The sequence below is a fragment of the Zarconia sp. genome (assembly GCF_057467645.1).
Genome location: NZ_JBRJXU010000077.1, coordinates 26,698 through 50,752, shown reverse-complemented (window position 1 = coordinate 50,752; position 24,055 = coordinate 26,698). Strand labels below are relative to the sequence as shown.

Below are 24,055 nucleotides of genomic sequence, written 5' to 3'. Positions count from 1 at the left end.
GGAATGGGGAATGGGGAATGGGGAATGGGGAATGGGGAATGGGGAATGGGGAATGGGGAATGGGGAATGGGGAACATTTCATTGAATAATTTTCCTCTCCCTTGTCCCCTTGTCCCCTTGTCACCTTGTCCCCTTGTCCCCTTGTCCCCTTGTCCCCTTGTCCCCTTGTCACCTTGTCCTCTTTTCACCTTGTCCCCCAAAGTCTCCCCTACCTCCAAAAGAGCCTATGCGAGATTAGCGAAACATGCTGCTAACGGAACTATCTTCGTGGACGCGCCAAATGGTTTCACCCAAGACATTTGCTACCGAAAGCACGGTCAACTGGTCGAAGAGACGATCGCTCGGTACAGGTATTGTATTGGTGACGATGACTTCTTCAAAAACACCACTCGATAGGCGATCGATCGCTGGCGGAGAGAAGACCGCATGGGTGGCACAGGCATAGACTTGTCTAGCCCCCTCCCGACGGAGCATTCGACCCCCTTCGCTAATGGTCCCGGCCGTATCGATCATATCGTCCACCAGGACGGCGGTTTTACCTTTCACGTCTCCAATCAAGTTCAACACTTCTGCAACGTTATGAGCTTGTCGGCGTTTGTCGATAATCGCCAGAGGTGCGTCGTTGAGTTTTTTCGCGAAAGCCCTCGCCCGCGCAACACCGCCAATATCGGGAGAAACCACCACAAGATCGGATAAGTTCTTGCTCGATAAATAATCGATCAGAACCGGGGAACTGTAAACGTGATCGAAGGGGATATCAAAATAGCCCTGAATTTGTGCCGAGTGTAGATCCATAGCCAGGACGCGATGTGCGCCGGATTTGGTCATCAAATTCGCGACTAATTTAGCGGTAATCGATTCTCGACCAGCAGTTTTTCGATCGGCCCTGGCGTAGCCGTAGTAGGGAACAACGGCAGTAATTTGCCGAGCGGAGGCGCGGCGGCAGGCATCGATTGTAATGAGCAATTCCATCAAATGATCGTTGACGGGGTGGCAAACCGGTTGAATTAAATAGACATCGCAACCCCGAATCGATTCTTGAATTTGGACGTAGAGTTCTCCATCGGCAAACCGCTTGCGAACCATCGGACCGAGGTCGATGCCAAGATATCGAGACACCTCTCGGGCCAGAGGAACGTTAGCAGAGCCAGAAAACAGTCGCAGTCGGCTGTTGTCGACGACAGAGAGTAAGGACGGCTGAAGCGTTAATGTTGCGGAACGGCTCACAATAGAACCTCGACGTTCGTAATTTCATGGAAATCTTACCATTTCCTTCGATCGAGAGCTACGATTAAATTTATTCCTTTTTTTGAGCTTTAGATTTCGTTTTCTTAGCTTGGGGATCGCGCTTCCGCGCGATCGCGTTGTCAAAGTCAATCGGGTTTTTCTAATTTCAAAAAAATTCGGCGCGATCGCTGCTTGCTCGGGTGAATGTCGGCATTCTCGCCAGCCGTTATCAGAATGTTAGCTCGTTAACTTGAAAAGTGAGAACGATCTCGCAACGCAGGAACGAAAATTTAAAAATGTGTGCGGGCTTCGAGAGTCGAACCCCCTGCCGCTCTTACCTTTGAAAGCCATAAATTTTACTGCCAATCAGTACATGATTACCGGTATGGAAATCGAATTTCGAGCGCGAAAAATGCCTCGTTTTAGCCGATTGACTGTTGAGAAATTTGGGTTTAAGGCTAGCTACTTCTCGACCGTTTTACTCCCTCGATCGAGAGCTTCGGGCGATTCAGTTGGAGTTGATTTTTCGATGGTCCAAATACTAACCAAGGCAATTGCTGCCCCACTCCATTGTAGCGGAGTCAGAACTTCACCCAGAAATAAATTTCCAAAGAGCAGGGCAAAGACGGGGGTCATAAATGTTAACGAACTTAAGTTAACTAAGTTACCCATCGATGCAAAATAAAAAAATAAACCGTAGGCGATCGCGCTGCCAAATATCGTGGAATAGACCAGGGCACACCAACCCCAACGATCGATATTCACCCACTGTTGGGATTCGCAAATTCCAGAGAGGATAAACAGTGGGACGCCACCGAGAATCATATGCCAACCCGTTGCCACCACCGGATCGACGTATTGGGAGACTTTTGGCATCATCACAGTTCCCACGGCCATGGAGAGCGATGCGAGCAGCATCAACCACTCACCCCCTCGCAACAGTTGACTCCACTCAAAAGAAGATGTTTGTTGCCCGAACGGTGCCAGAATCCATTCTTCGGGTAAACCGATGGCACTGATGCCCAGCAATCCCACACCCAGTCCAATCCAACCCCAGGTGCCTATTTTCTCCCGATACAGCCACCAGCAAAGAAGGGCGACGATCAGGGGTTGAGAATCGATCAGGACCGAACCCAAACCCGCGCCGGTGCGTTCTAAGCCTTCCGAGAGAAAGCCTTGAAATAAGGTTCCATCCACCAATGCAAACAAGCCAATCCACAACCACCCCTGCCAACTCTGGGGCTGGGGTTTGCCCAAAATCCCAGCGGTTGCCAAGACCAAAATCCCAGCGGGAAAGAGTCGCACCCCTGCGACAAATAAAGGTGTCGTGTCGGGCAGAACGCTTTTCATTGCCACCATTGCCGTACCCCAGAGGAAAAAGGGCGCGATCCATAAAATTGGGGTTAGGGAAAACTTAGAATCTGCGAGTTTTAACTGCATAAATGATGAGGAGCCACGGAGCTCAGATTTACAATATTGTACTCAAATACGTCGCAATATGTATTTATGTTAAGAGGCGACGGACCGCCATCCGAGCGACCGATACTCGATCGCGCGCCGGGGCGCTCGAGGGTCAGTATAGTAGAGTCACAAACGTTTACGATGCGTGGGGAACGGTCGATGGAGTTACCAACTCAAACCGGTGAAATGGAGTCAAACGACAACCCGAAAAGAAGCCAGAAAAAGAAACCACTCTATCTGTTTCTCGTCATTCCCTTCTCGATTCAAGTGTTTGTCGCCGTCGGACTGACGGGCTATCTCTCATTTCGGAACGGTCAAAAAGCGGTTAACGAACTGGCGAGTCAGTTGAGAAGCGAAATTGCCGATCGCATCGTCCAACACCTACACGCCTATCTCGATACCCCCCATCAGATCGATCGCATCAATGTGGAAGCCTATCGCCAGGGAGATCTCGATTTAGAGGATTCCCAACGCCTTCTCGATCGCTTTTGGCGCCAGGGTTTGCGCTCGACTCAGGTAGGAACGATCGGAGTCGGTCTTCGGGATGGCACGTTGCTCGGGGCGAACCGTTCCGAAGGCTATATCGTCACCAGCCGTCCATCGACTGAGGGCATCTTACAACGCTATCAAGCGGATGATTCCCGAGAACTGGGCGCGTCAATTCTCGAAAAACCCGGTTACGATCCGCGTCAGAGGGGATGGTATCGAACGGCAGTGACCAAAGCCGGTCCAACTTGGACGCAAATCGATACCTCCATCGACGACAAGCGCCTGGATATCTCCGCCGTCTATCCGGTGTACGATGGTGCGGGGTTGCTGCAAGGGGTCTTTTTCGTCGATATCTCTCTATCCCAAATCGGTCGATTTCTCCAGAGTTTGCGCATTAGCCCGACAGGACAGGCTTTTATTTTAGAACCGAATGGGGCACTGGTTGCCAGCTCGACTCTAGAGCAGCCGTTTTCCATCCAAGGCAATCGCCTCACCCGTATCGATACCTTCGATCGAAACAACAAAACTGAAATCGCCGCCTTAGCCCAACATCTGCAGGGGGAATTCGGTCAACTCGATCGGGTGATGGGTTCCGAGCAAATCACCTGGATGTGGCAGGGCAAACCCCAATTCGTGCAAGTGACGCCATTTCAGGATGAGTTCGGTCTCAATTGGTCGATCGTGGTCGTGATTCCCGAAGCGGATTTCATGGCGCAAATTCATGCCAACACCCGATTGACGATCGTCCTGTGCGCGATCGCCCTGGGATTGGCAACGGCTCTGGGTTCGGTCACCGCTCGTTGGATCGGTCGGCCGGTTCTGCGGTTGAGCCAAGCCGCACGGGAGATTTCTGGGGGGGATTTGAGTCAGACCGTCACCGTCGAAGGAGCGGACGAATTAGAAGTCTTAGCTGAAGCCTTCAACGATATGGTTGGCAAGTTACAAGCCTCCTTTCGCCAGCAGGAAGAGTATTCTCGCCTCTTGGAAGTGAAAGTCGATCGAAGAACCCTCGAGTTGCAACAAGAAATTGAAGAGCGCAAGTTACTCGAACAGAAGCTGCGTTCTTCGGAAGAAAAACTGCGAGCGGTTTTCGAAGCGATGACGGATATCGTCTTAGTGATGGACGCCCAGGCACGCAATATCGAAGTGGCTCCCACCAATCCCGGACGCTTGTACGAACCGGATAATGAGGCAATTCGACAGACGATCGATCGCTTTTTTCAAGAAAATAGCCAAATTTGGTTGAGTAAAGTCCAGCAGGCTTTGAGCACCCAGCAAACGATTACCTTCGATTACACCCTCACCATCGATCGGCAAGAGGAGTGGTTTAGTGCGAGCATTTCTCCCATGTCCGATTCCCAGGCGATTTGGGTGGCACGCAACATCAGCCCTCGCAAGCGCGCCGAAGCCGCCATGCTCAAAGCCACAGAAGCAGCAAAAGCTGCCAACCGTGCCAAAAGCCGGTTTTTGGCCAATATGAGCCACGAGTTGCGATCGCCCCTGAATGCAATTTTGGGTTTCGCTCAACTGATGACTCGCGTCCCCAATCAATCCCCGGAACAGCAAGAAAATCTCGACATCATCACTCGCAGTGCCGAACACTTACTGTCTTTGATTAACAACATCCTCTCTTTTGCCAAGATCGAGGCCGGACGCACCACGCTCAACCCGCGTAACTTCGACCTGTTCGAGCTGCTCCAAGATTTGGAGGATATGTTCCGTCTGAAGGCAAAGGAAAAGCAGTTGGAGTTGCGGTTCGAGCGATCGCCCCAAGTCCCCCAGTACGTTCGTACCGATGATGTCAAACTCCGTCAGATTACGATCAATCTACTCAACAATGGCATAAAATTCACCGAAACTGGTCGCGTTTGGGTGAAAGTCAGTACCGAACCCCCAGAAGGATGGCAAGGGAAAACTCCGACTTCGATCGCTCCCCCCCTCCACAAAGCACGTTTGTATTTTGAAGTCACGGACACGGGGGTGGGGATTGCCCCAGAGGAACTCAAACTCCTATTCGAGCCGTTCGTTCAAACTCAAACCGGTCAAAATGCCCACGAAGGGACGGGTTTGGGTCTGTCGATCGCCCATCAATTCGTACAGTTGATGGGGGGACAGATGACCGTTGAAAGCGAAGTCGGACGGGGAACGCGCTTTGTGTTCGATATTGCCATCGATATTATCGAAGCGATGGCCTTACCCCCGCAACAGCCCGCACGCCGCGTTGTTGGCCTCGCCCAAAACCAATCGTCCTACCGATTGGCGATCGTGGATGATAATTGGAGCAACCGGCAACTGTTAGTCCGATTGCTCGCACCACTTGGCTTTGAGGTGCGAGAGGCGAAAAACGGGCAAGAGGCGATCGAGTTGTGGGAGCATTGGGAACCCCATTTAATTTGGATGGATATGCGGATGCCGGTGATGGATGGCTATGAAGCCACCAAACGCATTAAAGCCACTACCAAAGGTCAGGCGACGGCGGTGATTGCCCTGACGGCAAGTACCCTCGAAGAAGAGCGGGCGATCGTCCTTTCGACTGGATGCGACGATTTCGTCCGCAAACCCTTCCGGGAGTCGGAAATTTTCGAGACGATGCGCAAACATATTGGCGTGCGCTACATCTACAGCAACACTGACGCTTCACCCTCTTCTACGTCTTCTCCATCGGTCAAACCGTTCGATCGAGAAACGTTATCCGAGAAGTTGCGATCGCAGCTCGAACAGGCGATTCAATCGGGAGATATGGAACTGATGGAAAGTACGATTGAAGCGATCCGCGTCGATTGTGCCCAACTCGCCGAGTTTCTCGATGCGATGGCACGGGATTTTGCCTACGATGAGATTTGGGCGTTCCTTCAATCGAATGGGAAGCCATAACTGGATTGGCGATCGCTCTCAACCCTGGACGAAGAGACGATTGCAGAGGCGATCGAGTAGAATTTATCCTTGACGAGTCCATCGGGAGAATAACCGTGAGTCCATTTCGTATTGGCATCGCCGGCCCAGTTGGGTCGGGAAAAACCGCTCTCGTGGATTCCCTGTGTAAAGCTTTGCGCGATCGCTACGAGATGGCGGTCGTCACGAACGATATCTATACCCAGGAGGATGCGCAATTTCTGGTACGTTCCCAGGCGTTAGCGGCCGATCGCATTTTGGGAGTGGAGACGGGAGGCTGTCCCCATACGGCGATTCGCGAGGATGCCTCGATCAATCTCGTCGCTGTCGAACAGTTGGAGGAACGGTTCTCCCCCCTGGATTTGGTCTTCGTGGAAAGCGGGGGGGATAATCTCGCAGCCACTTTTAGTCCGGAACTGGTGGATCTGACGCTTTACGTCATCGATGTCGCCGCTGGGGATAAGATTCCCCGCAAAGGCGGTCCCGGTATTACCAAGTCCGATCTGTTGGTCATCAACAAAATCGATCTCGCACCGCTGGTGGGGGCAGATTTGAGCGTTATGGAACGAGATACCCAAAAAATGCGCGGAGAGAAACCCTTTGTTTTTACCAACTTGAAGACTCAGACGGGATTATCTGAGATTACCGATTTTATTCGTTCGCAACTGATTTAGCCTCTGAATTGAGGCTGGGTTGATATTTGGCGTTCCACCCCTCAAACTCCCCGCAGTTAACGACTGAATTTCCGGGCCATGGAGAAGACCGAGATGAAATGAAAAGGGCACGAATGGCGATGGAAAAGATGCAAACAGCTAGGATAGATCGATAATTTATAGCGCTTCGTCATCAGTGTATTTACACGATTGAAGAAATAGGTTTTTTCCATTCCCCATTCCCCATTCCCCATGACTGACAATGTGTAACGAAAAGGGCGCGAACTGCTATAACGACTGTTTGACCAAATCCAATTGATAGCGGTAGAGTGCCACCGGACGATCTTTGGCTATAAAATAGTCTGGATCTTGGGGGGAAAGGTAAATTGCCGTGATTTGGTCGGCGGTGACTCGATCGCCTTCGACCGTATCGATTGACCTTCCATCCGGGGTTTGATGTTGGTAAGCCGTGGTGGTTTCGACGCGGTTGAAATAAATCCCCGATGCCGTGCGAAACACTTGGTCGATCAATTCCGTTGCAGCAAATCGATCGGGAGTTGGGGTTTCGCTAGCTCGTCCGCTGACGATCGAGATCAGTTGACGATCGCCTCGAAATGCACTGACTTGGCGATTGGGATCGTCAGGATCGACTTTCACCGATACGACGCCGCTATCCCCCAGATAAGCCCGCGCGATGCTCGATCCGTTAAACTCGCGATCGGCCACGATCGATACTGAGTCAGCTCGATCTCCCTTCACCGACACCGGAACGGGTAAAAATCTTCGCAATTTTCGCTTTGCCAATTGCGGTCCGAAACGCACCAGAAAAGTAACCGGGCGATCGAGGTACGGGCGATTGCCTTCAAATCCTGGTGTCACCAAATCCGGTGCGAGGGGGGCAACCAAATCGATCAGGGTACTGGTGACTTCCCAAGTTCCCGCCATCCAATCGGGATAAACGAGATCTCCCTGGGCACTTTCGATTGGCGGCAGATTTTGCCAGTCGGGAAAGCGATCGAGTCGTTCGATGAGGGGAGTCGCCAGTGCTTTTGGACTCCAAAGAATGATTAATAACACGACGGAACTCAGAAAACGAAACAGTAAATTCATGAAAATAAGCGATCGGTAATATTTGGGTTCGCTGAATATTTGGGTTGCTCTTAAATCAAAGACGAGCTAGAATCTCTTCAGTTATTTTTTAGGCATCTTTTCTGGATTGCCCCGTTCGCAATTTTATCGGTTCGATCGACCTGTTTTACGAGCTAGCAGCTTCGATATTTTCTCATCGATCGTGAGGTCTCTACAGATCGTCTCAATCGTATTTAAATGTAACCTTTCCGATTTTTCTCTCATTGTGAGCGAGTGGCAAATTTTTTCTGAATTCCCCATTTTCAACTCCCAATGCAGTCTGTCGTCAACCCGATCGGTTTTTCACGCACAATTCTCGGGTTCGGGTCTCCTGTCGGGACCTGATTCCCTCGAGGGTCCGTGTTGGTAATACTGCTAAATGATGAGACTTCTGGTAGAAATCAAAGACAGAATCCATTTTGAGCCTGAATTTCTCAATTCTTTCTATCTTTCCCCTTCCCCCCCATGTCCTCCAGATGTCGATTCACCAGACCCTCAGAATTAACCGGACTGCTGAACGTTTGCCATCCCTGATTCTTGAAAACTCTTGTGCCGGCGATCTCCATTCTCGATCTTGAGAGAACATTAGGGCGGTGCAAATACTGCAAAACCCGACGTATCTTCGATCGCCCATGGCGATACAAGGGTCTTGAAATGCAGGAAATCGCCCGAAAGTGTTAAGATTTCTTACTATGAATTCTTCTCGGCTGGAAAAACTACTCTACTACCTGCGTCCGCACTGGAAACCCACGGCTTTGGGGATTGGGGCGCTGTTTTTCGTCAATGGTTTGGGGGTTTACATACCCCTTTTGATTCGCAACGCCATCGACGAACTGCAAATTAGCTTCAGTTTCGACATCGTACTGCGTTACGTCTTTTCGATCTTAATTCTCGCCACAGTCATGTGGGCGATTAGAGTGGCGTCGCGAATGTGGATTTTTGGGGTCGGTCGCCAGGTGGAGTTCGATCTCAAGCAGCGCATTTTCGAGCATTTGCTGACTCTGGAAATGTCCTATTTCGCCACCCATCCCATTGGGGATACGATCAATCGATCGACAAGCGATGTAGACAATATTCGGCGGCTAGTGGGATTTGCCGTCCTCAGTTTGGTCAATACCCTCTTTGCTTACCTTCTGACTCTGCCGGTGATGATTGCCATCGACTTGCGGCTGACGTTGCTCTCGTTGCTGATTTATCCGGTGATGTTCGTGGTGGTTTGGCTATCGAGCAATCGCCTGCGTACGGAGCAGATGGTACTCCAAGAAAAGCTCTCGGATATGAGCGGGACGATCCAAGAAGATATGAGCGGCATGGCGCTGATTAAAATCTACAGCCAAGAAGAGAACGAGCGCCGTGCGTTTCGCGACTTGAACCGAGGTCTCCTCAAAGCCAATCTCGATTTGGCTCGCACCCGCACCATTCTATTCCCCCTCCTCCAAGGGTTAGCCAGCGGCAGCTTGCTCATTTTACTGGCATTCGGTTCCAGCGCCATCGCGGACGGACGGATTGATGTGGGCGATTTGGTAGCGCTGATTCTCTACGTCGAGCGTCTGGTCTTTCCCACGGCCCTGCTCGGATTTACCCTAACGATTTACCAGCGGGGGGAAGTGAGTATCGATCGCATCGAAGCGATCTTCACCGTCGAACCGAAAATTCGCAATACTGAGACATCCGAGCCTCTGGCGATCGATTTCGTCCAAGGAAAAATAGAAGCTCGCAACTTTAGCTACCGCTATCCTGACAGCGATAATGCTGCTTTGGACGATTTAAGCTTCGAGATTTTCCCTGGAGAAACTGTCGCCATCGTCGGTTCCATCGGTTCGGGAAAATCAACGCTGGTACAAGCCTTTCCCCGCCTGTTGGATATTGCCCCCGGTCAGCTTTTTCTCGATGGTATGGATATCACCCAAATTCAGATCGAGGATTTGCGACGGGCAATCGCCTATGTCCCCCAGGAGAGTTTTCTCTTTAGCACCACGATTCAAAATAACATTTGCTACGGTGCGCCTCTGACCCCTTTAAATGAGATCGAACCGGTCGCCGAACAAGCACAAATTCACGCCGAAATTCTCAACTTTCCCCAACAGTACGAAACGGTTGTGGGAGAGCGGGGGATTACCCTGTCCGGGGGACAGCGACAGCGAACCTCTCTGGCCCGCGCGCTGCTGGTGGACGCACCGATTCTGATTTTGGACGATGCTCTATCGAGCGTCGACAATCAAACCGCGACGGATATTCTTAAAAATCTCTCGACGCAAACTCAACGCAAAACGGTGATTTTTATCTCTCACCAAATGTCCGCTGCGGCGATGGCCGATCGCATTTTTGTCATGGAAGAGGGAAAAATCATCCAAACCGGAACCCATACGGAACTCATCGGGCAGAGTGGATTGTATCAATCCCTGTGGGAAATTCAGAAGTTTGAAGAGTTACTCATTTAAATCCATCGAACCATAGAAAAATCCCCGAACACTTCGCAAGGTTGAGAGTTCGGGGATTCCCTCGGGGAAAACTTGTTTGTTTTATCGATATCTCATGCCGAGGAACCCTTGACGTTCCGACTGAATAAAGCATGCAATGCAAAGCTTTTAGGCGTTGATTGCGACTGCTAGACTTCGCCTGGATTATTTACAACGCCAATTGTAAATGCCGGCAACCCTGAACAGTCGTCGAATTCGAGAATTGTCGATCGATGACAAACTGTAATTGGGATAAAATTCGCCAATTAACGGATACTGAAGGCTTTCGGCTGTTTGGAGAAGGTTCTCATGAATCATGCAGGTTAGAACGATACTCCTGAAGGCTTCGTTCGAGCGATTCACAACAAGCCATCATTGAGTCTGTCGTCGTTTTCCCTTTCGTGGCGATAACAGCGACAAACTGATATCGTTCTATCCGATCCATGAATTAAAGGTTTTCATGGAATATGTACTTGTCAAAAAAGGGTAAAGGTAAAATTTTCGCTTAAAATCCCGATAGATTATAGTATCCACAACCTTTAACTGCAGCACTTTGCCGATCGAGCGTCGTCATGTGAGCGAGTTCCTTAATTTTGAGAGACGTTTTCTGAGACTTCTGTTGAGTGGGTTGCTCGCATCGAGTTTCTGCCCGGTGTCCGCTGGGTTTGCAGCCTTGACGGTTTTCTTTCATTAGCCGATTGAACGTGCGATAAGGCATATAGTGCAGGGGGTTATATCCGCCAAAGCGAAGAATGAGCAGGCACGCCCAAGAATATTTCCCGGCTAGAATGGCTTCAACGACCTGATCGTACTGTTCGCGGGTCATGATTTTCGAGAGTCGATCGCTGTCAAAAGAACTTTGATAAGTCATGGTTTTGCACACCTAAACTTTTGATTCGTCCTACAAAGTTTGTTGATTGCCTGGGTTGGGTCACAAATCTCAATGAGAAGTCTCAATTCTTTGGGCTACTACGTCTTGGATGAATTGAGATTGCAGTTCCATAAAAATGGGAGTGGGAAAAAACTAGAAATTCACGCCGCCTTCTTTTAACTGACGCAGAGGATCGATCAGTACATCCAAAATACGGCGACGGCGAATAATGATTTCCGCATTGGCGGTTTGTCCCGGTTTGAAATGAATTTTTTCGCCTTCTTCAGTCACATAGTTGCGCTCCAATTCAATTTCAACCTCGAAGACTTCTCCCATTTCCGGAGTCGATTCGGCATCTGGCGCGATCGAAGTGACCTTGCCTTCCACTAAACCGTATTCCTGAAAGGGATAAGCATCGAATTTGAGTTGTGCGAGCATTCCCATCTCCAGAAATCCCGCTTCTCGCTCGGGCAGTTTCGCCGAGAGCACCAAAGGCGCTTCTTCTGGGGCAATTTCGGCGATGGTCTGTCCCGGTTGGACGACTTCACCGCTGTGGTTGAGATGTAGCGCTAAAATGACGCCATCCACCGGAGCGTGAAGGAATCGTCGGTCTAACTTCGCTTGGGCACTGGCCAGTAAAGTGCCCGTTTCGGCGATTTTGGCTTCGAGCTGAGTGAGCTGAATTTCGAGTTGGTGAATTTGCTGCTGGATTTCAAGTTGAGTTCGTTCTCCTTCGGCTTTCTTTTGCTCGAGTTCGGCATACAGTCGCTCGGCTTCGGCTGAGGCCTGTTCGAGGCGACCTTTGTTTTCGCTGATACTTGCTTGACGATCGCGCAGATTTTGTTCGATATCGAACACTCGTTCGGAGGCGACGGTTTCGTCGTTCAATTCGGTTCTCAATAAAGCATTTTGGCTGTTGAGAACGTCTTGCTCTGCTTGAAATAACAGATCCCGAGAGATCGCCCCCCGCTCCACCAGGGGTCGAAGTCGCTCCAAACGCTCTTGGTTTTTACGAACTTGCTCTTGGAGTTGCGATCGCAGTTGTCCCGCACGAGCCGGTAGGGGAGCGATCTGATTTTTTTGGATTTCCATCGCCCCGAGCTGGGTTTGTAACTCCGACAAGGTTTGCCGCGTAATCTCTGCATTGGTTTCGGCTTGGGCGATCGATGCTTCGTGAGCTTGAAGGTTTGCGCTCGATATCGCAGCTCGGGTTTGAGCCTCCATACGCAATCGATCGATGGAGCCTTGAGTTTGCATTAACTCGATTTCATAGGCCGAGAGTTGCCCGGAAAGCCGCTCCACTTCAGCTTGAGCTAATTGAGTATCAAGTTCGGCGATCGGTTGACCCGCTTTGACGGTATCCCCTTCTTTCACCGCTAGATAGGCAACTTTCCCCATCTCCACGGGGTGAATTTTGTGAACGTTGCCTTGATGGACTAGTTCGCCTCGCGCTTGACCCACCTCGTTGATTTCGCCGTACCACGCCCAAGTTGCAAAGACCGCACAAAATACCACGCCTCCTAACATCACTTGGCGCGGAAATGTTGCTGCGGGTTGTTCGAGTAAGTTTTGCACCGAACCGGACCAGTGGGAGGCCCGCTCGCTGGCTTGGGCTTTTTCCGGAGTCGAGGGTTTTAAGGAGTCTGAGGTCGAGCCGGGAAACTGAGGTAGAACTCCTGCTACCGAAGGAAGACCCCCATAGATTGCCGTGGCGCGATCGCCAATGTCGGTCATCTGGGGGCGATCGAGGGATTCTGTTGATAAATTTCGAGAGAAATTCAGCTCCGGCAAACTTGGAGGTTTGGATGATTTATCCTCATGGTTTTGTTTGGAGTTAAGGGATCGAAATATGGGTTTCATATCGGAGCGTTCCTGTCGGGATGGTTGGCAAGACCTGTCCGAGGTAATCGATCGAATGACGGAAAACAGCAGTGTTGGCTCTGAAACACGACCCGGTGCTCGCACTGTACTTACTTACGTATAAACACGGATTTTGTCCGTATTTATAACGAGAAATAGCCTCACCTAGTGCTAGGCTAAGTGAATTTTCTGAGCCCCTCTGCCATTTTGGCAATTTTGCTACTTCTCTTTGCAGAATCTTTATACAAATCTCAATTCGATCGCGATCTTAGGGGATTTTCTTAAAGTTTTGGTAAAGAAGAAAAATTTAACATTTACATTTTTCAATCCATACAGTGATTTAGATCACATTTTTTTTGTCTTGTCAAGGAGAGCAACACTCCTTGTTGGAAAAAAAACTGTAAAAAAGCTGAGTTTCGATCGATATCGGAGATCGGAACTCAGCTAGCAATATTCAGAAAAAGGGGTTTTTTATCTCTATGTTGGAGATCGCAAGTCTTGACGAGATTTATCGATCGACCGATCCCATAATCACATCGATACTACCGAGAATCGCCACAATATCTGCAACCTTCGCACCCTTCAAAATATGGGGCAAGACTTGCAAGTTATTAAAGTCAGCGGCACGAATTTTCCAACGCCAAGGAAATACATTATTGTTACCAACAATATAAACTCCCAACTCACCTTTACCCGACTCCACGCGGACGTAATGTTCTCCCTCGGGAATCTTAAACGTGGGGGGAATGCGCTTGCCTAAAAACTGGTACTCAAAATCGTTCCACTTCGACTTAGGACCTTCGGCAATGCGCTTGGCTTCTAAATTCTCGTAGGGGCCTCCAGGTAATCCATCCAGGGCTTGGCGAAGAATCTTTACTGACTCGCGCATCTCGCGAACCCGCACGACATACCGAGCCATGCAGTCCCCTTCCGTTGCCCAATGCACTTCCCAGTCAAAGTCATCGTAGCACTCGTAGCGATCGACCTTGCGCAGATCCCACTTCACCCCCGAGGCCCGCAGCATCGGACCGGACAGTCCCCAGTTAATCGCCTCTTGGCGGCTTATCGTGCCGATGCCCTCAATCCGACGGCGGAAAATGGGGTTATTGGTAATCAGCTTTTCGTACTCATCGACTTTGGGCTCGAAGTAATCGCAGAAATCGCGACACTTATCCACCCAGCCGTAGGTCAGGTCTGCTGCCACACCGCCGATGCGAAAATAATTATTATTAATCAACCGCTGACCGGTGGCCGCTTCCCACAGATCGTAAATCATCTCCCGCTCGCGGAAAATATAGAAAAAGGGCGTTTGTGCTCCCACATCGGCCAAAAACGGTCCCAACCACAGTAAGTGGTTGGCGATGCGGTTCAACTCCAACATGATGACCCGAATGTAACTCGCCCGTTTGGGAACCTCGATGCCAGCAAGCTGTTCGGGGGCATTGACGGTAATCGCCTCATTGAACATTCCCTCGGCGTAGTCCCAGCGACTGACGTAGGGAACGAACATAATATTGGTGCGATTTTCGGCAATCTTCTCCATTCCTCGATGCAGATAGCCGATGACGGGTTCGCAGTCGATCACGTCTTCCCCGTCCAGGGTGACGATCAACCGCAACACGCCGTGCATAGAGGGGTGGTGCGGCCCCATATTTAGCACCATTGGGTCGGTTCTGGTTTCGATCTTGGGCATGAGTTACCTGTTGATAGTTGGTGAGTGTGGGAGCGCCTGGAGGCGCAATGGGGGCAATCGATCGCCAGTGGCAAAAAACAACCAACAACCGATAGATTGTTATAGAGCCGATCGCCCGATCGAACCCCTGCTAAATAATGTTTACTTTTGTTTCATCCATATAATTATAAGGAGATTAGGTTGACTCGATCGCAGACCTCCAACTCGAATCAAAACCTGACGGGTGGATTTTCTCACGTTCCGGTACTCCTGTCCGAATCGATCGCCCAACTCGCCGTTCGTTCCGGCGGACGGTATCTCGATGCCACCGTGGGGGCTGGGGGACACACTCGTTCGATTTTAGAAGCCGCCGAAGACGTGCGGGTGACAGCCGTCGATCGAGATGAGGACGCGATCGCTACCGCTAGAGCAAATTTAGCAGAGTATGAAGATCGACTCGAATTTTGGCATGGTAATTTTGCCGATTTTCCCCAAACCACTGATGGCTTTGACGGGATAATCGCCGATTTAGGCGTGAGTTCCGGACAGTTGGATATCCCCGAACGGGGATTCAGTTTCCGCCACTCGGCCCCGTTAGATATGCGCATGGATCGGCAACAATCCCTCACCGCTGCAGATATTATCAATCATTGGGACGAGCGAAAACTTGCCGATGTGTTTTACCACTACGGTGAAGAGCGATTTTCTCGGCGGATCGCCCGTGCCATCGTCCAACGGCGTCCGTTTCAAACCACCACCGACCTGGCGGAGGCGATCGTCCGCGCTCGGCCCGGTCGCCATCGATATGTTAAAATTCATCCGGCGACCCGCGTGTTTCAAGCGTTGCGAATTGCCGTTAATGAGGAACTCAAAAGTCTGGAAACATTGCTAGAGCGTGCGCCCAGTTTGCTAAAAGTGGGGGGTCGCATCGGGGTGATTAGTTTTCATAGTTTAGAAGACCGACGGGTCAAACATTGTTTTCGGGATGACCCGCAACTTGAGGTACTTACCAAAAAACCAATTGTCCCTCAAACGTCAGAACAAGTTGCAAATCCTCGGTCTCGTTCGGCTAAGCTAAGGATAGCCGAACGGCTCAATGTAAGATCGACAACATAAGGAGCGACCGAGTCGTGAGTTGGAAATATTCCGATGGCCGCTTTGTAGGGTGGTTCTCTGTCTCGAGCCGGTTGTGGCCAAATCTTGGATGCGAACCGTCCGAGGAAATGGGTTCATATTCCCATAACCCTCGAGTGAGGTCAGTTAATTGCGTGAAATCCACTCAAACGCCGACCCGCGTCAAACCGACGAGCGCTCGAGATCGGACGTTCGAGACCGAATGTGGTGAGAACCCAACCCCAACGCCCGAGAACAACTCGGTTGGTGGGAATTTGATAAAACTGCCGATGGCAGCACTAACCCAATTACGATCGTTAGCCGACAAGTGGGAGATGGCATGAGTCGGGGAAGAAGTAACAGACTAAAACTTTTAGTGGTTGACGATGAAACGGACAACCTAGATTTGCTCTACCGTACGTTTCGGCGCGATTTTCGAGTTTATAAAGCCCAAAGCGCTCACCAAGCCCTCGAAATTTTAGAAGAACGGGGAGAAATGGGCATTATTATCTCCGATCAGCGAATGCCGGAAATGAACGGAACGGAATTCTTGAGTAAGACCGTCGATCGTTTTCCAGATACAATTCGCATTCTCCTGACGGGTTTCACGGATGTTGAAGACCTGGTGGATGCGATTAATTCCGGTCAGGTGTTCAAGTATATTACCAAGCCCTGGAATCCCGAAGAACTCAAAGCCGTGGTCAGTCAAGCGGCAGAAACCTACGGGATTCTCAAACAGAGAACGAACGAACTCAATCGCAGCTTGCGACGGGAATCTTTGTTCAATGACGTGATGAGCGCCATTCGAGAGGAAACCCTCTACAGCAAGATGCTACCCAAAATTATCGAGACGGTGGGTCGCAGTTTTGCAGCCACCAGCGGTAAACTCTACCCAGTTGCGAACGACGAACTCTCGAAAGAATCTTTTTCGTATATCGCGCCCGATGCGGATGAGGAAGTTGCCTCGATCGAAAATCTCGACTTAATTCATCAGGTTCGCCAAGAGCGCACGAGCCAATTGGTGGAAAGTCAATCGAGCGCATCGGAGAACGAACACCTCACTCAACTGGTCGTGCCCCTGGTTTACCAGCAGGATTTACTCGCAGTCTTGGCACTCTACCAAGTTCACAGCGACGAACCTTGGTCTCCCGATGACGTGCAACTGATCGAAAGCGTCGCCGAACAAGCCGCCCTGGCTCTATCCCAGGCTCAACTCTACCAGCGCACGGAAGAACTCGTCCAAAAAATGCTGGCGGAGTTGGACGTGGCACGGCAAATTCAGTCAAATTTGCTGCGGCAGACGATGCCAGACTCCCAGACAGAAAAGGTGCAAGCCTGCTGCTATCCGGCTCTCGGGGTAGGCGGCGACTTCTTTGAGGTGTTCGAGCATCCTCAAGGGGATTTGTGGCTGGCTCTGGGAGACGTTTCGGGGAAGGGGGTTCCGGCCGCTCTATTCATGGCCAGTGCGATGTCGGTGATGCGGCGAGAGCTATCTCTAGATAATCCGCCCGACCCGGAAATCGTCATGCAAAACCTGAATCAGAGTTTGGCGGACGACCTAATTAGCAATAACTGCTTTATTACCATGGTTCTGGCTCGCTATACGCCTTCGAACCAACAGCTCGTTTATGCCAATGCCGGTCATATCTATCCTTTAGTGTGGTCTCACAAGGAAGTGGCTGCTCGCGCGGGCAAACCCACAGAAGCGGAAGTCGAACATCATTTTCTCAAAACCCGAGGGATTCCATTGGGAATTTTGCCAGTGTGGAAAGCGAAATCCGGTTCTGTCACCCTCAAGTCGGGGGATGTGTTTTTACTCACTAGCGATGGACTCACCGAAGCCACAGTGACAGAAATAGACAGCAGTGGAGAAGAAATATCGGTGATGTTACAACAGGAAGGGCTGTGGAAATTACTTCAGCTCGAACCGAGTCCGTTGGATTTATCGAGCGTTTTAAACCGCGTTCGAGGTAAAACCCAAGAGCAAGAAGACGATCAAACGATACTTTCCCTGGAGGTCCTGTAGTTGATGAAAACGGAGCTGCACATTCCCAGCGAGTTACGGTTCTTAAGCATAGTCGAAAATTGGCTGCTGGGGTGCTTGGAGATGGATCTTGGCGAAAGTGAGGATTGGTCGCGTCAATCGAATCGCCTGCGCTTGGTTCTGGCCGAAGCTTACTCCAATGTCGTCCGCCACGCCCATAAAGATCGACCTCATTTACCGGTGACGTTACGTTTGGAGCTTCACCAGAGCAATATCGTTCTGGAGGTTTGGGATTTCGGTCGGGGATATCAGTTGGAGAATTACGAAGCCCCGACGCCAGAAGCACTGCAAGAGGGTGGATATGGCTGGCTGATCATGAATCGACTCATGGATCGGGTGGAGTATATCGCTCAAGAGGACGGACGCAACTGTTTGAAGTTAGAAGCGGATCTGTCGAAATAAAAAGTTAGAGAGTCATGGCGATTCCCATCCCGGTCTCCAACCCATTGGAGACACTCGCTTCTTACTTACAAGAGTCTGTTGCTCCCCAAGCCGAGCGCCTCGATTTCGATCGAGTGGCCTTACACCAGGCACTGGCGGGTTTGGGCGAGCGCGGACTTTTGGCACTGCGATTGGATGTCACCGAGGCGGTTTTCGGCTCGTTTCAAGAGGCGATCGCTCGTAATTCCGGGGCATTGGCGTTCTTGCAAACCCAACATCAAAGTGCGGCAGCGATGGTCGCCCGCAGCGAGAACGAACCGCTCAAACAGGACTATTGGCCCCACCTGGCAACGGGCGATCGCCTTCTGGGGGTTGGATTCTCTCAGTTGCGACGCGCGGGCGCACCTCCCGTACGGGCCCATCGGGCAAATGAAGGATACCACATTGAAGGTCAAGTGCCTTGGGTAACCGGTTGGGGATATTTTCAAGAATTCATTATTGGAGCGATGCAGCCCGACGGACAGGCGGTGTTCGGTATCGTCCCCTTTACCCCCACGATTCGGGGTCAAGAGGGGTCGATTTCCTTCGGAGAGCCGATGCAACTCAATGCCATGGGGGCGACGAATACTGTGACCGCTCAGCTTGATGGATGGTTTTTACCCCCAGAACGAGTAGTGAGTGTTAAGCCCGTGGGTTGGATGGAAAAACAGGCCCGGCCCAATTCCCTGCGTCACAGCTTCTTTCCCCTCGGATGCGCTCGCGCCGGCTTGGATATCCTTTGGGAAGCAGCCCAACGGAAGCAGCAAGGGTTTATTTTCGAGACGTTTGCGGCTCTCGATGCCGAGTTGAACGATTGTCGCGATCGAATCTTCAATTGGGTGCAAGGCGACGATCGAACTGAGGATCCGATCGAATTGCGATCGCAGGCGATCGATTTAGCCGTTCGCTGCTCTCACGCAGCCGTTGCCGTTTCTAGCGGGGCAGCCAATTACCGCCACCATCGAGCCGGACGGGTGTATCGAGAGGCACTCGCCTACACCGTTTTCGGTCAAACCACAGCGGTCATGGAAGCAACTCTAGCTCGGTTGGTGCGATCGTGATGTTGGGTTTGAGGTTTCAGGTGTGGGATGTGGAGTGTCGGTCTTTGGAAGGGAAAGTCGATATTTAGACAATCTACCGATCGAAAATACTAAATTTGGGACTTGACAAATGACCGTTTGTTTTTACTTTTCCCCAAACCCCACACCCTACACCCTACACCCCACCCTCGCTAGAGACTTTTCGATCCCCAACTGAGGTTAAAGGAGCAGCTAGAGTGTCGGCAACCACCTGCAAACTTCTGGGATCGGTGACCATCCAAGCGTGGAGGGCAACGGGTAATGTGATTTCCCGACCGACATTCATTTGAGAGCTGCTCGCCGGTACGATCATCAAATCGTAGGGCGTCCAGATGGAAGTAAAATCAAGCTTGCCGAGCATCGTCGGAGCATCTCGGTTCAAATCTTCTAAAAATGCACTGTTGGGCCGCATTTGCAAACAACCCGGTCTCCCCAATGCATAGGCCGTCCAAGTGCCGTGATGGGGTGAGGAAATGGAGATAAACCGCTTGACTCGATCGATTCCCCCCAGTCGCTGGAGGTAATAGCGGCTGACGATGCCCCCCATGCTAAATCCGACTAAATCGAAGGGTTGAGACCTGAAGGTTTGCTCTGCGTAGGTGGCGACCTGTTGGGCCAAATGCTCTAAGCCGAGAGTCCCGTTATTGGGAGTTAAATCCAAACTGTAAACAGACCACCCTCGCTTTTGCAAGTCGGTCGACATCTTTTTAAATAAGGCAGTGGTATCGTAAAAGCCATGAACGAGCAAGACGGGATGGCGATCGGTATTGGAGGGGGTTTTGGGGAGATTCATTTTGGGGTTCGCGGATGGGCTGAAGTTGAGCGTATCCAACTGCGCTCTCAATTATCCATTCGATGGGGACGACCGATCGAACCGTTCTCGATCTCGATAAGTATAAATCCTTAATCTTTTTGTAACTCATTGTAAAAATTGGGACCCATCGTTTTGAGAAGACTGGACATAATCTCTCAAATACGACGAATTTAACCGCTACAGCGTTCAAAATATTAAGAATTGTTAACAGTTGTTGCTATTTGATTTATCAGAAATTCATAATTTCTCTTAATAGAACTTTAGAATCTCAGTTCGACACGCGAATTCCGATCGCAGTTTCGGTTTTCTCGCGTTCGAGCTGAGCTAGACCGTAACATCTTGAGTATCCAACAGATAACGAACCCGTTGAAGTTGGCAGATGTCTATCCCGAGCTTTCAGGTGGGGAGTGCGCGCGTCGATCGTCATCTTTATCGAAAAAGGATTGAAGAGCATTCGAGTTTTACTTGGCTCGATCCCGCACTCGCGGGCTTCACGATCGAGTTTGCGAGTGCGGTCTAATACCGCGTTCATCCATCATAGGTAATCATCTTTATGTTTAAGCTATTTGGCTCCAACTCCAAAGAAAACGAAAACTTTTTTCTCGAATTTGACGATGTGAGCGAAACCCCATCGGCGCCGCCCGCGCAACCGGAAGCTCCCGTCGCCGTTGTCGCCCCTGTAGAGGAGAAGAAACCCGAACCCGCACCCGAACCGGTTAAAGAAGAGGTTCCCGTCGCCACTGAGACAGTCGCACCGACGGAGGAGTCTGCCAAACCGGCGAAAAAGACAAAGACGAAGAAAGCTAAAGCTCAAAAAGCTGAAGCACCCACCCCTCAAGCCGCTCCCGCTCCTGCCGTTCCCGCCCCACCGGCACCGAAAAAAGAACCCGAACCGGTGGTGCTGTTTGCCCCTAACTACTTAATGCCGACCCCAACAAACGCCCGTCGTCGTCCGAGTGCCAATATGAAAGGGTTTTTAGATATGGCGCGGGATATGAAGCGTCGCTAGAGCTAGCGATGTTTGAGGAAAACTAGCCCGCTGTAGAGGGCAAAAGCCGGGTCCCAGTTTGAAGGTTCCTCGCGGGCTAGTTCGATGTAGTGGGATACGCGCGCGAGCAAAAACGAGTATTCGATCGCGGTTTCCCCAAAGGGGTTAAACTCCGAGCTAACTGAGACATGACTCAAGTGTTGCTCCAGGTTTTGGGTTAAATCGTTCCACTTGATGCGATTGGTGGTTTGAGGCAACCCACCTTCCTGGAGATGTGTGTTTTGGGAGAAGGAAACCCCTTTGTGAAACTGGTAAGAGCGATCGCAAATGCGCAAAATGCAGTTTCGATCCTTCAGGTGCAGGTCGCAGATGCGAGCGTAGTCTCGGGTTTCGACTTTGCGGGTGACCTGCTCGGACTTTTTACGGCTGATATCGTAATGAACGGCATCGACAAAGATGGGTAACCCGCCTTCCACCCGCTGGGTGACTTCTTTCCAGTCAAACGCGATCGCCCCAAGTCGATCGTTTTCATCCAGACAGACGACGGTCGGTTGACCCTGAAAAGATTGAAAATAGCGAACGCGAAAGATTTGAATTTGGGCGATATCTTTTAAAGAAGCCCAAAAGACTGAAATTCCCGCTTGTTGCAGTTCCTCTCCATAGACGCGCAACTCCCCAACTTTTCCCGTCCGGTACAGTCGCCAGCCGTAGATTTGCAAGCGCATCTTTGCGGTGTAGGGATCGATTTGCAAAATCCGGGCGAGTTGCCCGGCGGCTTCCTTACGTTTTTCCGGTGGCGTCGCTTCGAGAATTAACACCCCCTGTTCCTGACTTTGGGGATCGGCTTTGGCGCGATCGAGGGCTTGTTCTCGCGAAGCCCGTTCTCGTGTTTCCAAACGCTGCAACCCCTGACGCGCCTTTGTGAGAATTTTCGGCAAACTAACGGTGCGAAGTAGTTGCCGGTAAACTTTCTCGGCCGCTTCGGCTTTGTTGGTTTCTTCGTAAAGGCGACCGATGTAGAACTGCACCCAAGGGTCTTGCGGCGATTGTTTATAAAGCTGTTTGAGCAGGCGGGAGGCTTGTCGGTAGTCTTGGTTTTCAAATGCAGCCGTTACGCGATCGAGCATGGTTCTTTCCGGGCATCGGGTAGATTTATCGCACCTGCGAGCGGGCGATCGTATCTGCTCTATTTTGCCCTCTCGAGGGCGGCCGCGACCAGGGAGAGGGCTGCGATGGGTGCGGTGAGGGCCCGCAAAACCCGGCGGCCGAGGGAAACCGGTTGAAAACCGACGCTTATTGCCTTATCGACTTCTGCGGGCGTCCAACCCCCTTCGGGACCGATGGCGAGAGTTATGGATGGGTGTGGAGACTGTTGCAAGCAATCGAGCAGGTGGGGTGCATCTCCTCGGGCAACGCAGATATAGGAGGGTTCGGATGCGGCGGAGTGGAGAATGGATGAAAACGGCAGGGGATCGGCAACGATCGGAATAACCTGACGTTCCGATTGTTCCGCCGCTTCTCGGGCAATTCGCCGCCACCGCTCGATTTTGCGAGGGCTGGGTTCGAGGAGGGTGCGAGTGCTCAAGGCGGGGAGGATGCGATCGACTCCTAACTCGGTACACGCGCGCACCACATCATCGAAGCCACTTCCTTTGGGGAGGGCGGCAATCAAAGTGATGGGAACGGGTAACTCGGTTTTGACTGAGATTTCTTTTTCAATAACACCCATCCATCCTGGGAGGGCATTTTCTTGGGTGGCGGCTTCGATACGGCTGAGCCACCATCGTCCCTCGCCATCTATCGCAATGAAGCGATCTCCCGATTTTAAACGCAAAACCCGACTCAGATAATGTTGTTGTTCCCGAGCTAGGTGAATGTGCGGGGGATGAAATTGAGAGGGGGCGATCGCAATGCGTTGCCATTGAGCCATGGAATTCGAGGAGATCGATCGCGGCGCGCGATCGAAGGTAGATCCATGCGCCACCCACAGGGTAGGCATAGGGGAACTACCCCAGTTTAATCCGTGGGATCTATCTTCATGAAAACCTCGATTAGGAATGTCCGGGAAAATAACACAATACCCCACACCCATTGGTGAAAGGTTAAGGTTGTATTCACTTTGTCAACTTTCCCATAATCGACCGAAAACCCGGAATTGGGGGGTCTCCCCCCAAACTGAACGGTGGGGGAGGCGTGGAGTCCCCCACACCCCCTGCGTACAAGAAAGCGATCGTGGGAGAGCTAGTTTTGAAAGGGTTTGAGCTATTCGAGTCAGTCAACTTGACATCTGGCAAAATTGCTTAACCTTTCACCAATGCCCCACACCCCACACCCCATCTGGTGAAACCCTCTTATCCCGCAGTGAAGTTCGCTAGCCAAAGCATTGCATTGGTACGCGGCAGGAGTCCCATTTGGGAGCAAGTTGAAGATTTTGCCACTGATGCCACTGAGTGAGGCGGTTTTGAATGCCTTGTTGCAAAAGAGATTCGATTTTCAACCGTTTCTGTGTGGAAACGCAATGAAGTAATACCGGCACTTCTTCTTGGGAATCGATCTCGATGTGGCGGTTGGGAACTTGGCTTAACACTTCGTCGAGTAATGCCTCTCGAATTTGCGGTTGAACGAATTCCGATCGCGTACTGCGGTAGGGATCGCACTCTAAGAGGCAATCGAGTTCTTCTTCCACAGCGGCACGAGTTAGATTGACGGTGATTTTCGACATGATACAGCCTTTTTGGTTAAGTTTGAATGCAGTGTTTCGGGAGTTACGATCGTCGATTGGAGTGTTTCGAGATCGCGATAGTCAGACTAGAAAATCTACACGGGTACAGTGACCCGTGTAGGTGTGAGCTGAAGGATTAGCAAGACTTCACAGATCGTGGAAA

19 protein-coding genes are annotated in these 24,055 nt (G+C 51.0%); 8 read left to right on the top strand and 11 right to left on the bottom strand.

Features of this window, described 5'->3' with window-relative positions:
- Nucleotides 1-234: 234 nt before the first annotated feature.
- A complete protein-coding gene (locus AC2215_RS11710; protein WP_486810177.1) occupies nt 235-1,227 on the bottom strand; it encodes a ribose-phosphate pyrophosphokinase in 993 nt (330 codons plus the stop codon).
- A 462-nt stretch (nt 1,228-1,689) separates the two neighbouring features.
- Nucleotides 1,690-2,667 (bottom strand): DMT family transporter, encoded by a 978-nt coding sequence (locus AC2215_RS11705; RefSeq protein WP_486810176.1) that lies wholly within the window; start codon nt 2,665-2,667, stop codon nt 1,690-1,692.
- 180 nt (nt 2,668-2,847) lie between these two features.
- Between AC2215_RS11705 and AC2215_RS11700 the strand changes: the two genes are divergently transcribed.
- The gene (locus tag AC2215_RS11700) at nt 2,848-6,051 is read left to right on the top strand and encodes an ATP-binding protein (RefSeq protein ID WP_486810175.1); all 3,204 of its coding nucleotides are present in this window, start codon (nt 2,848-2,850) and stop codon (nt 6,049-6,051) included.
- A 95-nt stretch (nt 6,052-6,146) separates the two neighbouring features.
- Complete coding sequence (gene ureG / locus AC2215_RS11695) at nt 6,147-6,743, top strand: urease accessory protein UreG (protein ID WP_486810174.1); 597 nt, start codon at nt 6,147-6,149, stop codon at nt 6,741-6,743.
- Nucleotides 6,744-7,010: 267 nt separating this feature from the next.
- Here the strand turns inward: ureG and AC2215_RS11690 are convergent, their stop codons facing one another.
- Nucleotides 7,011-7,832, bottom strand: coding sequence for a DUF6816 family protein (locus AC2215_RS11690; RefSeq protein ID WP_486810173.1), 822 nt, complete (start codon nt 7,830-7,832; stop codon nt 7,011-7,013).
- Between the two features lie 710 nt (nt 7,833-8,542).
- Between AC2215_RS11690 and AC2215_RS11685 the strand changes: the two genes are divergently transcribed.
- Nucleotides 8,543-10,291, top strand: a complete 1,749-nt coding sequence (locus AC2215_RS11685; RefSeq protein ID WP_486810172.1) for an ABC transporter ATP-binding protein — start codon at nt 8,543-8,545, stop codon at nt 10,289-10,291.
- Nucleotides 10,292-10,814: 523 nt separating this feature from the next.
- On the opposite strand, the gene AC2215_RS11680 is transcribed toward AC2215_RS11685, so the two are convergent.
- The 3 genes from AC2215_RS11680 to AC2215_RS11670 all read right to left on the bottom strand — a co-directional run bounded on the left by AC2215_RS11680 (nt 10,815) and on the right by AC2215_RS11670 (nt 14,733).
- Complete coding sequence (locus AC2215_RS11680) at nt 10,815-11,180, bottom strand: HetP family heterocyst commitment protein (RefSeq protein ID WP_486810171.1); 366 nt, start codon at nt 11,178-11,180, stop codon at nt 10,815-10,817.
- 153 nt (nt 11,181-11,333) lie between these two features.
- Nucleotides 11,334-13,040 (bottom strand): beta-barrel domain-containing protein, encoded by a 1,707-nt coding sequence (locus AC2215_RS11675; RefSeq protein WP_486810170.1) that lies wholly within the window; start codon nt 13,038-13,040, stop codon nt 11,334-11,336.
- Between the two features lie 508 nt (nt 13,041-13,548).
- On the bottom strand, nt 13,549-14,733 hold the full coding sequence (locus AC2215_RS11670; protein ID WP_486810169.1) for an NAD(P)H-quinone oxidoreductase subunit H: 1,185 nt from the start codon (nt 14,731-14,733) through the stop codon (nt 13,549-13,551).
- A 180-nt stretch (nt 14,734-14,913) separates the two neighbouring features.
- Here AC2215_RS11670 and rsmH point away from each other — a divergent pair, with 180 nt between their 5' ends.
- Complete coding sequence (gene rsmH / locus AC2215_RS11665) at nt 14,914-15,828, top strand: 16S rRNA (cytosine(1402)-N(4))-methyltransferase RsmH (protein WP_486810168.1); 915 nt, start codon at nt 14,914-14,916, stop codon at nt 15,826-15,828.
- A gap of 180 nt (nt 15,829-16,008) precedes the next feature.
- On the opposite strand, the gene AC2215_RS11660 is transcribed toward rsmH, so the two are convergent.
- The gene (locus tag AC2215_RS11660; protein ID WP_486810167.1) at nt 16,009-16,167 is read right to left on the bottom strand and encodes a hypothetical protein; all 159 of its coding nucleotides are present in this window, start codon (nt 16,165-16,167) and stop codon (nt 16,009-16,011) included.
- On the opposite strand from AC2215_RS11660, the gene AC2215_RS11655 reads away from it, so the two are divergent.
- From AC2215_RS11655 to AC2215_RS11645, 3 genes are read left to right on the top strand one after another with little or no spacing between them, the layout of a single operon-like run.
- Complete coding sequence (locus AC2215_RS11655; RefSeq protein WP_486810166.1) at nt 16,166-17,851, top strand: SpoIIE family protein phosphatase; 1,686 nt, start codon at nt 16,166-16,168, stop codon at nt 17,849-17,851. The genes AC2215_RS11660 and AC2215_RS11655 overlap by 2 nt on opposite strands.
- Before the next feature lie 3 nt (nt 17,852-17,854).
- Nucleotides 17,855-18,271, top strand: a complete 417-nt coding sequence (locus tag AC2215_RS11650) for an ATP-binding protein (protein ID WP_486810165.1) — start codon at nt 17,855-17,857, stop codon at nt 18,269-18,271.
- 14 nt (nt 18,272-18,285) lie between these two features.
- Nucleotides 18,286-19,350 carry an acyl-CoA dehydrogenase family protein gene (locus tag AC2215_RS11645; RefSeq protein ID WP_486810164.1) on the top strand — a complete coding sequence of 355 codons (1,065 nt, stop codon included), beginning with the start codon at nt 18,286-18,288 and terminating at the stop codon, nt 19,348-19,350.
- A 154-nt stretch (nt 19,351-19,504) separates the two neighbouring features.
- Here AC2215_RS11645 and AC2215_RS11640 read toward each other — a convergent pair whose 3' ends face one another.
- Nucleotides 19,505-20,161: an esterase/lipase family protein gene (locus AC2215_RS11640; protein WP_486810163.1), complete on the bottom strand. Its 657-nt coding sequence runs from the start codon at nt 20,159-20,161 to the stop codon at nt 19,505-19,507.
- Nucleotides 20,162-20,735: 574 nt separating this feature from the next.
- Here AC2215_RS11640 and AC2215_RS11635 point away from each other — a divergent pair.
- Nucleotides 20,736-21,191, top strand: coding sequence for a hypothetical protein (locus AC2215_RS11635; RefSeq protein WP_486810162.1), 456 nt, complete (start codon nt 20,736-20,738; stop codon nt 21,189-21,191).
- Nucleotides 21,192-21,193: 2 nt separating this feature from the next.
- On the opposite strand, the gene AC2215_RS11630 is transcribed toward AC2215_RS11635, so the two are convergent.
- From AC2215_RS11630 to AC2215_RS11620, 3 genes are all read right to left on the bottom strand, one after another.
- Nucleotides 21,194-22,297 carry a tetratricopeptide repeat protein gene (locus AC2215_RS11630; protein WP_486810161.1) on the bottom strand — a complete coding sequence of 368 codons (1,104 nt, stop codon included), beginning with the start codon at nt 22,295-22,297 and terminating at the stop codon, nt 21,194-21,196.
- 59 nt (nt 22,298-22,356) lie between these two features.
- Nucleotides 22,357-23,100: a 16S rRNA (uracil(1498)-N(3))-methyltransferase gene (locus AC2215_RS11625; RefSeq protein ID WP_486810180.1), complete on the bottom strand. Its 744-nt coding sequence runs from the start codon at nt 23,098-23,100 to the stop codon at nt 22,357-22,359.
- A 441-nt stretch (nt 23,101-23,541) separates the two neighbouring features.
- Complete coding sequence (locus AC2215_RS11620) at nt 23,542-23,892, bottom strand: hypothetical protein (RefSeq protein ID WP_486810160.1); 351 nt, start codon at nt 23,890-23,892, stop codon at nt 23,542-23,544.
- Nucleotides 23,893-24,055: the final 163 nt, after the last annotated feature.

What these genes read in the sequence shown, in the direction of transcription:
- AC2215_RS11690 (WP_486810173.1), bottom strand. Translation starts at nt 7,832, where the DNA reads ATGAATTTACTGTTTCGTTTTCTGAGTTCCGTCGTGTTATTAATCATT.
- AC2215_RS11685 (WP_486810172.1), top strand. Translation starts at nt 8,543, where the DNA reads ATGAATTCTTCTCGGCTGGAAAAACTACTCTACTACCTGCGTCCGCAC.
- AC2215_RS11630 (WP_486810161.1), bottom strand. Translation starts at nt 22,297, where the DNA reads ATGCTCGATCGCGTAACGGCTGCATTTGAAAACCAAGACTACCGACAA.
- AC2215_RS11635 (WP_486810162.1), top strand. Translation starts at nt 20,736, where the DNA reads ATGTTTAAGCTATTTGGCTCCAACTCCAAAGAAAACGAAAACTTTTTT.
- AC2215_RS11650 (WP_486810165.1), top strand. Translation starts at nt 17,855, where the DNA reads ATGAAAACGGAGCTGCACATTCCCAGCGAGTTACGGTTCTTAAGCATA.
- AC2215_RS11700 (WP_486810175.1), top strand. Translation starts at nt 2,848, where the DNA reads ATGGAGTTACCAACTCAAACCGGTGAAATGGAGTCAAACGACAACCCG.
- AC2215_RS11670 (WP_486810169.1), bottom strand. Translation starts at nt 14,733, where the DNA reads ATGCCCAAGATCGAAACCAGAACCGACCCAATGGTGCTAAATATGGGG.
- AC2215_RS11675 (WP_486810170.1), bottom strand. Translation starts at nt 13,040, where the DNA reads ATGAAACCCATATTTCGATCCCTTAACTCCAAACAAAACCATGAGGAT.
- AC2215_RS11680 (WP_486810171.1), bottom strand. Translation starts at nt 11,180, where the DNA reads ATGACTTATCAAAGTTCTTTTGACAGCGATCGACTCTCGAAAATCATG.
- AC2215_RS11640 (WP_486810163.1), bottom strand. Translation starts at nt 20,161, where the DNA reads ATGAATCTCCCCAAAACCCCCTCCAATACCGATCGCCATCCCGTCTTG.
- AC2215_RS11705 (WP_486810176.1), bottom strand. Translation starts at nt 2,667, where the DNA reads ATGCAGTTAAAACTCGCAGATTCTAAGTTTTCCCTAACCCCAATTTTA.
- AC2215_RS11620 (WP_486810160.1), bottom strand. Translation starts at nt 23,892, where the DNA reads ATGTCGAAAATCACCGTCAATCTAACTCGTGCCGCTGTGGAAGAAGAA.
- AC2215_RS11655 (WP_486810166.1), top strand. Translation starts at nt 16,166, where the DNA reads ATGAGTCGGGGAAGAAGTAACAGACTAAAACTTTTAGTGGTTGACGAT.
- AC2215_RS11660 (WP_486810167.1), bottom strand. Translation starts at nt 16,167, where the DNA reads ATGCCATCTCCCACTTGTCGGCTAACGATCGTAATTGGGTTAGTGCTG.
- AC2215_RS11645 (WP_486810164.1), top strand. Translation starts at nt 18,286, where the DNA reads ATGGCGATTCCCATCCCGGTCTCCAACCCATTGGAGACACTCGCTTCT.
- AC2215_RS11625 (WP_486810180.1), bottom strand. Translation starts at nt 23,100, where the DNA reads ATGGCTCAATGGCAACGCATTGCGATCGCCCCCTCTCAATTTCATCCC.